Consider the following 10196-nt stretch of genomic DNA (forward strand, 5'->3'; position numbering starts at 1 on the left):
CGCTTTCATAGAATTCGAGATCAATTCGGTGGAGCTTGTTAGTAGATTAACCGAGAAATACGATTTCCTTTTGAGAGTATATATGTTCGGGATGATAGCAATACAAAATAAGAAGAACTAGGATAATTAACTATCCTAGTTCTTCTTTTATATGAACTGTTCTTCTATTCCCCCCCAGCTAACTCTTTCCCAAGTTGGATGAGATAGTCTTTCAAGTCGTCTTTGACTTGTGGATGTTTGAGAGCGTAGTCGATGGAGGTTTTCATAAAGCCAAACTTGTCTCCAACATCGTAACGAGCCCCCTTGAACTCACGAGCAAATACACGTTGTGTTTTATTGAGGGTATCGATTGCATCTGTCAGCTGAATTTCATTTCCTGCACCTGGAGTCTGGTTCTCAAGGATTTGGAAAATTTCAGGAGTGAGGAGGTAGCGTCCGATGATAGCAAGGTCGCTAGGAGCATCCTCTGGTGCAGGTTTTTCAACGAAGGTTTCAACGCTGTAAAGACCGTCTTTTCCTTCGCCTTGTGGAGCAATAACCCCATAAGCAGAGACTTCGTCGTGAGGGACTGGCATGACAGCGATAGTAGACGCGTGGGTACGCTCGTAGTCATCCATGAGTTGTTTGGTAAGTGGAACAGCCTTTTCGTCTGTGATATCCATCAAGTCATCACCAAGCATAACGACAAAAGGTTCATTTCCAACGAAAGCCTTGGCTTGCAAAACAGCATCGCCGAGACCACGTGGATGTGTTTGGCGGATAAAATGCAGACGCATGCCAGTTGTTTCATCAACTAGCTTCAAAAGATCTGTTTTCCCTTTTTCTTTGAGGTTGTATTCCAATTCGAAGTTTGAATCGAAGTGGTCCTCGATGGAACGTTTTGACTTACCTGTAACAACCAAGATATCTTCGATACCAGATTTGAGAGCTTCTTCAACGATAAACTGGATAGTTGGCTTGTCTACGATTGGCAACATTTCCTTGGCCAAGGCCTTAGTTGCTGGGAGGAAGCGAGTTCCCAATCCAGCGGCTGGGATGACTGCTTTTCTGACTTTTTGTTTCATGATGTTCCTTTCTATAAAGGTCTATGACCATTCGTTTTCTGCTTTAAATTCATTGCTCATGATGTCAGTGATTGCTTCTTTGATATTGACACCTTCGTAGATAACTCGGTAAATAGCCTGTGTGATTGGCATGTAGACACCCAATTCCTGAGCCAGCTCGTAAGCTGCTCGAGTTGTTGAAATGCCTTCGATGACCATACCCATGTTTGCTTCGATGTCTCCTAGGGATTCTCCACGACCGAGAGCATCACCAGCCCTCCAGTTACGAGAGTGGACAGATGTCCCAGTTACGATCAAATCTCCAACTCCAGAAAGACCGCTATAAGTCAGAGGATTAGCACCAAGAGCGACCCCTAGACGAGTTATTTCTGCTAAGCCACGGGCGATGATGGCTGCCTTGGCATTGTCGCCAAATCCTAGACCATGTAATGCCCCAGCGCCAACTGCGATGATGTTTTTGAGAGCACCAGCGGTTTCAACCCCGATAACATCCGTATTGGTATAGAGGCGGAAGTAGTGATTGCTAAAGAGATTTTGTACGTACTGAGCAGTTTCAAGGTCTTTGGAGGCTGCGGTAATCAAGGTAATATCGCGTACAATCGTTTCCTCAGCGTGGCTAGGTCCTGAAACAACGACGACTTCACTACGGAGATCGACTGGAATTTCCTCTTCAAGAATAGTCGATAGGCGTTTGTGGCTATCTGGTTCCAATCCTTTGGAGGCATGCATGATGACAACCTTGTGATCGAGTACCTTTGCTACTTGTTGGGCAACCAGTCTCGTTACTTTTGTTGGGACTACAAATAAAACAGCATCCACATCCTTTAGTGTTTCTTCCAAGTCATGATAGGCTTTGATCTTTTCGTCGAGTAGGATATCTTTGAAGTAGCGTTTGTTTGTATGTTGGTTATTGATTTCATCAATTTGGTCAGAAATATTTCCCCAAATTCGAACTTCGTGTCCATTGTCGTTTAGGACCTGCGAAAGGGCAGTTCCCCAAGAACCAGGACCCAAGACAGCGATGGTTTGTTTCTTCATCTTTTCCTCCTTGTAAGAGTTCTTCCTTTCATTTTACCATAAAAAGCCTTTTCATGCATCACCTGTAGATGAAAGCGCACTAATTTATAATAAGGAGACTTCTTTGACAAGATGCCTCTTTTTTGCTAGAATAGCATCAATATGAACGAATGAGAAGGAGCTGACGCAAGATGTCGCTCCCTTTATCTATTTTATTAGGAGGAAATATGCTCATTAAAAAAATAAAAACCTATAAATGGCAAGCCTTGGCATCCTTAATGATGACAGGCTTGATGGTTGCGAGTTCGCTCTTGCAACCACGCTATTTGCAAGAGGTGTTAGAGGCTTTGTTGGCCGGGCAAAATGAGGCTATTTATAGTATTGGTGCTTGGTTGATAGGGGTAGCCCTAGTCGGTCTGGTTGCAGGTGGGGTCAATGTAACGCTTGCAGCCTACATTGCTCAAGGAGTGTCTTCGGACCTTCGGGAAGACGCTTTTCGTAAGATCCAGACTTTTTCTTATGCCAATATCGAGCAGTTTAATGCGGGCAATCTTGTCGTCCGAATGACTAATGATATCAACCAAATTCAGAACGTGGTGATGATGGCTTTTCAAATTCTTTTCCGTCTCCCTCTTCTCTTTATCGGTTCCTTTGTCTTGGCGGTCCACACTCTTCCATCGCTTTGGTGGGTGATTGTCCTCATGGTGCTCTTAATCTTTGCACTAACAGCCATCATGATGGGGATGATGGGGCCACGATTTGCTAAGTTTCAAACCCTTCTTGAACGGATCAATGCTATCGCTAAGGAAAATCTACGTGGTGTGCGCGTGGTCAAATCCTTTGTACAAGAAAAAGCACAGTTTGCCAAGTTTACCGAAGTTTCAGATGAACTTCTGGGCCAAAATCTTTATATAGGTTATGCCTTCTCAGTTATAGAACCTGTTATGATGCTAGTCGGCTATGGGGCAGTCTTCCTCTCTATCTGGTTGGTGGCAGGCATGGCTCAGTCAGATCCATCTGTTGTGGGCTCTATTGCTTCCTTTATCAACTATCTCAGCCAGATTATCTTTACCATTATCATGGTTGGATTTTTAGGAAATTCTGTCAGCCGTGCCATGATTTCCTTGCGTCGTATCCGCGAAATTCTAGATACCGAGCCAGCGATGACCTTTAAAGATCTCCCAGATGAAGAGTTAGAAGGAAGTCTCTCTTTTGAAAATGTAACCTTCACCTATCCTAATGATGATGAGCCTATGCTGAAGAATGTAAGCTTTGATATTGTGCCTGGTCAGATGGTCGGTGTGGTTGGAGCGACTGGAGCAGGGAAGTCTACCTTGGCTCAGTTAATTCCACGACTGTTTGATCCACAAGAGGGATCTATTAAGATTGGTGGCAAGGATATTCGAGATGTCAGCGAGGGAACCTTGCGTAAAACAGTTTCCATTGTCTTGCAACGTGCTATTCTCTTTAGCGGAACCATTGCAGATAATCTTCGTCAAGGAAAAGGAAATGCCAGCGTGTCAGAAATGGAACGTGCAGCTCGGATTGCTCAAGCCAGCGAATTTATCGGACGCATGGAAAACAAATTTGAGAGTCAGGTCGAAGAACGTGGCACCAACTTTTCTGGTGGACAAAAGCAACGGATGTCCATTGCCCGTGGGATTGTCAGCAATCCCCGTATCCTAATTTTTGATGATTCGACTTCGGCCTTGGATGCCAAGTCAGAGAGACTCGTGCAGGAAGCTTTGAACAAAGACCTGAAAGGGACGACAACCATTATCATCGCTCAAAAAATCAGTTCAGTCGTCCATGCAGACAAGATTTTGGTATTGGATCAAGGACGCTTGATTGGAGAAGGAAGGCATGCAGACTTGGTAGCTAGCAATGCCGTCTACCGCGAAATCTACGAAACACAAAAGGGAAAGGAGGAATAAAATGAAAACCGTTCGATTTTTCTGGAATTATTTTAAAGTTTACAAGTTCTCCTTTGTCATTGTGATTCTGATGGTTGCAGTTGCGACGATTGCCCAAGCCCTCTTCCCTGTTTTTTCAGGCCAAGCAGTTACGGAGCTCGCTAATCTGGTTCTGGCTTATCAAAATGGAACTTCCGAACTAGCCTGGCAGAGTTTATCGGCTCTGATGCTGAATCTAGCTCTGGTTGTCCTCGCCCTAGTAGTATCCAGTTTGATTTACATGACCTTTATGACTCGTGTGATTGCTGAGTCGACAAATGAGATGCGTAAGGGCCTCTTTGGCAAACTTTCTCGTTTGACGGTTTCTTTCTTTGATCGCCATCAGGATGGCGACATCCTTTCTCGCTTCACGAGTGACTTGGATAACATCCTTCAAGCCTTCAATGAAAGTCTAGTTCAGGTTATGAGCAATATTGCTCTTTACATCGGTTTGATTTTTGTCATGTTTTCAAAAAATGTGACGCTAGCCCTGATAACAGTAGCCAGCACTCCAGTGGCCTTTCTCATGTTGGTTTTCATCGTGAAAATGGCCCGCAAGTACACCAATCTCCAACAAAAAGAGGTTGGGAAACTCAACGCCTACATGGATGAGAGTATTTCTGGACAGAAAGCTGTTATCGTACAAGGAATTCAAGACGACATCGTAGCAGGATTCGTGGAGCAAAATGAGCGCGTGCGTAAGGCAACTTTTAAAGGGAGAATGTTTTCAGGTATCCTCTTTCCAGTCATGAATGGAATGAGCTTGGTTAATACGGCCATCGTCATTTTTGCAGGTTCTGCGGTCTTGCTGAACGATCCGAGTGTTGAAACAACGACAGCCCTAGGTTTGATTGTCATGTTTACCCAATTTTCTCAGCAGTACTACCAGCCGATTATCCAGGTGGCTGCGAGTTGGGGGAGCCTCCAGTTGGCCTTTACCGGAGCGGATCGTATCCAAGAAATGTTCGATGCAGAAGAAGAGATCCGTCCGCAAAATGCGTCTGCCTTTAAGGAATTGCGAGAAGGTGTTGAAATCAATCACATTGATTTCTCTTATGTGCCAGACAAGCCGATCTTGAAAGATGTCAGCATTTCAGCTCCTAGAGGACAGATGGTAGCAGTTGTCGGCCCGACTGGTTCAGGGAAAACGACCATCATGAACCTCATCAATCGTTTCTACGATGTGGATTCAGGTAGCATTTCCTTTGATGGGAAAGACATTCGTAACTTTGACTTGGATAGCCTGCGGAGCAAGGTCGGTATTGTCTTGCAGGATTCGGTCTTATTTAGTGGAACAATCCGAGACAATATCCGCTTTGGTGTGCCAGATGCCAGTCAGAAAATGGTCGAAGCAGCTGCCAAGGCAACTCATATTCATGACTATATCGAAAGTTTGCCTGACAAGTATGATACCCTTATTGATGATGAGCAAAATATCTTCTCGACTGGGCAGAAACAATTGATTTCCATCGCTCGGACCTTGATGACAGATCCTCAAGTCCTAATCTTAGATGAGGCGACTTCCAATGTCGATACCGTAACAGAAAGTAAGATTCAACATGCCATGGAGGCAGTAGTAGCAGGTCGAACCAGTTTTGTCATTGCCCATCGTCTCAAGACCATCCTCAATGCCGATCAGATTATTGTCCTCAAAGATGGAGAGGTCATTGAACGTGGAAATCATCACGAGTTGCTCAAACTCGGCGGTTTCTACTCAGAACTCTATCACAATCAATTTGTCTTTGAATAAAAAAGAAGTTGTCCCCATTGGGCAGCTTTTTTTGCCCATAAAAAATACTTATCACGGTCTTTAAAAAAACATATTAGACAGGAAAGGGTTGGAGTGATAAGATAAGACTGTCGCAAGAAAATCGAAAGGAGACACATCATGGCTAGAACGGTTGTAGGAGTTGCTGCAAACCTATGTCCTGTAGATGCAGAAGGGAAAAACATCCACTCATCTGTATCCTGTAAATTTGCAGAGAGCATTCGTCAAGTCGGTGGTCTTCCTTTAGTGATTCCTGTAGGGGATGAGTCCATTGTTCGCGATTATGTGGAAATGATCGACAAACTCATCTTGACAGGTGGGCAAAATGTTCATCCTCAGTTTTATGGGGAGAAAAAAACCATCGAGAGCGATGATTACAACCTAGTGCGTGATGAGTTTGAGCTGGCACTCTTGAAAGAAGCTCTTCGCCAGGATAAGCCCATTTTAGCAATCTGCCGTGGTGTTCAGCTTGTCAATGTTGCTTTTGGTGGCACTCTCCACCAAGAAATTGAGGGTCACTGGCAAGGCTTGCCTTTTGGAACATCTCATTCTATTGAGACAGTAGAAGGAAGCGTGGTGGCTAAGTTGTTCGGCAAAGAAAGCCAAGTCAACTCAGTCCATCGACAAAGTATCAAAGACCTAGCACCTAATTTCCGTGTGACAGCTGTAGATCCTCGCGACCAGACGGTGGAAGCGATTGAGTCTATTGACGAGCATCGTATCATTGGTTTGCAGTGGCATCCAGAGTTTTTGGTCAATGAAGAAGACGGCAATTTAGAACTATTTGAGTATTTATTAAATGAATTGTAACGGTTAGAGTCTCTAGCCGTTTTTATTCGTCCTTTCAGATTTTTTGTATTTTAGCGTTTTTACGCAAACGTTTGAATTCTGATAAAAATTGGGTAAATTCAATAAAAAAGCTTGAAAAAATCGAAGGTAAGCGTTATGATAGAAAAGAAGAAATATTGGAGGATTATCATGTCACATATTAAATTTGATTATTCAAAAGTTTTAGACAAATTTGTTGCCCCACATGAAGTGGAATACATGCAAGCACAAGTAACAGCTGCAGACGAATTGATCCGTAAAGGAACTGGTGCTGGTAGCGACTTTTTGGGTTGGTTGGACCTTCCTGAAAATTACGACCGCGAAGAATTCGACCGCATCTTGAAAGCTGCTGAGCAAATCAAGTCAGATAGCGATGTCTTGGTTGTAATCGGTATCGGTGGATCTTACCTTGGTGCCAAAGCAGCTATTGACTTCTTGAACCACCACTTTGCTAACTTGCAAACAAAAGAAGAACGCAAAGCGCCACAAATCCTTTACGCTGGAAACTCAATTTCATCTACTTACCTTGCTGACTTGGTAGAGTATGTAGCAGACAAAGATTTCTCAGTAAACGTGATTTCTAAATCAGGTACAACAACTGAACCAGCGATCGCTTTCCGTGTCTTCAAAGAACTCTTGGTTAAGAAATACGGTCAAGAAGAAGCCAACAAACGTATCTATGCCACAACTGACCGCCAAAAAGGTGCTGTTAAGGTTGAAGCAGATGCTAACGGTTGGGAAACATTTGTGGTTCCAGATGACATCGGTGGACGCTTCTCAGTCTTGACCGCAGTTGGATTGCTTCCAATCGCTGCATCAGGTGCGGACATCAAAGCTCTTATGGAAGGTGCGAATGCAGCTCGTAAAGACTACACTTCAGATAAGATTGCTGAAAACGAAGCATACCAATATGCAGCCGTTCGTAACATCCTTTACCGCAAAGGCTATGCCACTGAAATCTTGGTAAACTATGAGCCATCACTTCAATACTTCTCAGAATGGTGGAAACAATTGGCTGGTGAGTCAGAAGGAAAAGACCAAAAAGGGATCTACCCAACTTCAGCTAACTTCTCGACAGACTTGCACTCACTTGGTCAATTTATCCAAGAAGGAACCCGCATCATGTTTGAAACAGTTGTCCGTGTTGACAAACCACGCAAGAATGTGATTATCCCTAGCTTGGAAGAAGACCTTGACGGGCTTGGTTACCTTCAAGGAAAAGATGTTGACTTTGTAAACAAAAAAGCGACTGACGGTGTTCTTCTTGCCCACACTGACGGTGATGTGCCAAACATGTACGTGACTCTTCCAGAGCAAGATGCTTTCACTCTTGGTTACACTATCTACTTCTTCGAATTGGCAATTGCCCTTTCAGGTTACTTGAATGCTATCAACCCATTTGACCAACCAGGTGTTGAAGCCTACAAACGCAACATGTTTGCCCTTCTTGGAAAACCAGGATTTGAAGAATTGAGCAAAGAACTTAACGCACGTCTATAATAGAAGAAAAGAGTGGCTTGTCCACTCTTTTTACTCTCTTTATTCGTAGACATTGGACTCAGGCGAGACTTGTGATATAATATAGAAAGCAAAAAGGCAGACGCCTAGAGACTTTATAGGAGAAACTATGTCAAAAGATATCCGCGTACGCTACGCACCAAGTCCAACAGGACTACTACACATCGGAAATGCCCGTACAGCATTGTTTAACTATCTTTACGCACGCCATCATGGTGGAACTTTTATCATTCGTATCGAAGATACTGACCGTAAACGCCATGTTGAGGATGGAGAACGTTCACAGCTTGAAAACCTTCGTTGGTTGGGGATTGACTGGGATGAAAGTCCAGAAACTCATGAAAACTACCGCCAATCAGAGCGTTTGGAACTCTATCAAAAATACATCGACCAATTGTTAGCCGACGGAAAAGCCTACAAATCATACGTTACAGAAGAAGAATTGGCGGCTGAGCGCGAACGCCAAGAAACAGCTGGCGAAACACCACGTTACATCAATGAATATCTTGGCATGAGCGAAGAAGAAAAAGCTACTTATGTGGCTGAACGTGAAGCAGCTGGTATCATCCCGACAGTTCGTTTGGCTGTTAATGAGTCAGGTATCTACAAATGGCATGACATGGTCAAGGGTGATATCGAGTTTGAAGGTAGCAATATTGGCGGTGACTGGGTGATTCAAAAGAAAGACGGATACCCAACTTACAACTTTGCTGTTGTTATTGATGACCACGATATGCAAATTTCTCATGTTATCCGTGGAGATGACCACATTGCCAACACCCCAAAACAGCTTATGGTTTATGAGGCTCTTGGTTGGGAAGCTCCAGAGTTCGGTCACATGACTTTGATTATCAACTCTGAAACGGGTAAAAAATTGTCTAAACGTGACACCAACACCCTTCAGTTTATCGAAGACTACCGTAAAAAAGGCTATTTGCCAGAAGCAGTCTTTAACTTTATCGCCCTTCTTGGTTGGAATCCTGGAGGGGAAGACGAAATCTTCTCTCGTGAAGAACTCATTAAATTCTTTGATGAAAATCGTCTCAGCAAGTCACCAGCTGCCTTTGATCAGAAGAAACTAGACTGGATGAGCAACGATTACATCAAGAGAGCAGAACTTGCTACTATCTTTGAAATGGCAAAACCATTCCTAGAAGAAGCAGGGCGTTTGACTGACAAGTCTGAAAAAATGGTGGAACTCTACAAACCACAAATGAAGTCAGTGGATGAAATCGTTCCATTGACAGATCTTTTCTTTGCAGATTTCCCAGAGTTGACAGATGCAGAGCGCGAGGTCATGGCAGGAGAAACTGTTCCAGTTGTTTTAGAAGCTTTCAAAGCGAAACTAGAAGCGATGACGGATGAGGAGTTTGTGACAGAAAACATCTTCCCACAAATCAAAGCAGTTCAAAAAGAAACAGGTATTAAAGGAAAAAATCTCTTCATGCCGATTCGTATTGCTGTATCAGGTGAAATGCATGGACCAGAATTACCAGATACGATTTACCTATTAGGTCGTGAGAAATCTATCCAGCATATCGATAACATGCTCAAAGAGATTTCTAAGTAAAAAGGACTTCCAATGGATACTTGGGAAAAGATGTATGAAGAAGCACGAACCTTATTTAATCCCCATGAAGTTTCTGACTTTGTTTATGCTAACCATGTTGTTGCTGCGGTAGAAGCAGAAGATGATCAAATCTTCACAGGATTTTGTATGGAGGGTACTTGTGGCGTTTTTCATCTTTGTGCGGAACGAGCAGCTCTCTTCAATATGTATCAATTTTCAGGACAAACTAAAGTTAAGAAAATCCTCGCCTTTCGAGATAAACCTCCCTACGGCGAAGGATCAGGTATGCCCTGTGGCGCCTGCAGAGAATTTCTCTTAGAATTGAATGCTGAAAATAAAGAAGCAGAGTTCATGATGGACTACGAAACAAGAAAAACAATTAAGGTTGCCGAATTGATCCCTTACTGGTGGGGAGAGGAACGCGCGACTAATTGGCAAGATAAATAGAGGGAGTCAGTTTAACTGGCTCTTTTCCATAA

Annotated in this window: 8 protein-coding genes; 6 read left to right on the forward strand and 2 right to left on the reverse strand. The window is 43.5% G+C overall.

Going from position 1 to position 10196, the window contains the following annotated elements:
- Positions 1–164: 164 nt before the first annotated feature.
- Positions 165–1064: a UTP--glucose-1-phosphate uridylyltransferase GalU gene (gene galU / locus HMPREF1115_RS07045; protein WP_000811024.1), complete on the reverse strand. Its 900-nt coding sequence runs from the start codon at positions 1062–1064 to the stop codon at positions 165–167.
- Between the two features lie 21 nt (positions 1065–1085).
- A complete protein-coding gene (locus HMPREF1115_RS07050) occupies positions 1086–2102 on the reverse strand; it encodes an NAD(P)H-dependent glycerol-3-phosphate dehydrogenase (protein ID WP_000745028.1) in 1017 nt (338 codons plus the stop codon).
- Between the two features lie 206 nt (positions 2103–2308).
- Between HMPREF1115_RS07050 and HMPREF1115_RS07055 the strand changes: the two genes are divergently transcribed.
- The 6 genes from HMPREF1115_RS07055 (at position 2309) to HMPREF1115_RS07085 (ending at position 10164) form a co-directional block, all read left to right on the forward strand.
- The gene (locus tag HMPREF1115_RS07055; protein ID WP_000905735.1) at positions 2309–4015 is read left to right on the forward strand and encodes an ABC transporter ATP-binding protein; all 1707 of its coding nucleotides are present in this window, start codon (positions 2309–2311) and stop codon (positions 4013–4015) included.
- Between the two features lies 1 nt (position 4016).
- Positions 4017–5783 (forward strand): ABC transporter ATP-binding protein, encoded by a 1767-nt coding sequence (locus tag HMPREF1115_RS07060; protein WP_000859988.1) that lies wholly within the window; start codon positions 4017–4019, stop codon positions 5781–5783.
- Positions 5784–5921: 138 nt separating this feature from the next.
- Positions 5922–6611, forward strand: coding sequence for a gamma-glutamyl-gamma-aminobutyrate hydrolase family protein (locus tag HMPREF1115_RS07065; RefSeq protein ID WP_000124755.1), 690 nt, complete (start codon positions 5922–5924; stop codon positions 6609–6611).
- Positions 6612–6779: 168 nt separating this feature from the next.
- On the forward strand, positions 6780–8129 hold the full coding sequence (locus tag HMPREF1115_RS07075) for a glucose-6-phosphate isomerase (protein WP_000018243.1): 1350 nt from the start codon (positions 6780–6782) through the stop codon (positions 8127–8129).
- 127 nt (positions 8130–8256) lie between these two features.
- The gene (gltX, locus tag HMPREF1115_RS07080) at positions 8257–9717 is read left to right on the forward strand and encodes a glutamate--tRNA ligase (RefSeq protein ID WP_000031044.1); all 1461 of its coding nucleotides are present in this window, start codon (positions 8257–8259) and stop codon (positions 9715–9717) included.
- Positions 9718–9729: 12 nt separating this feature from the next.
- Positions 9730–10164, forward strand: coding sequence for a cytidine deaminase family protein (locus tag HMPREF1115_RS07085; protein WP_000382003.1), 435 nt, complete (start codon positions 9730–9732; stop codon positions 10162–10164).
- Positions 10165–10196: the final 32 nt, after the last annotated feature.

Origin of the sequence: Streptococcus oralis SK610 (genome assembly GCF_000257455.1) — a bacterium.
Classification (GTDB): Bacteria; Bacillota; Bacilli; order Lactobacillales; family Streptococcaceae; genus Streptococcus; species Streptococcus oralis_CB.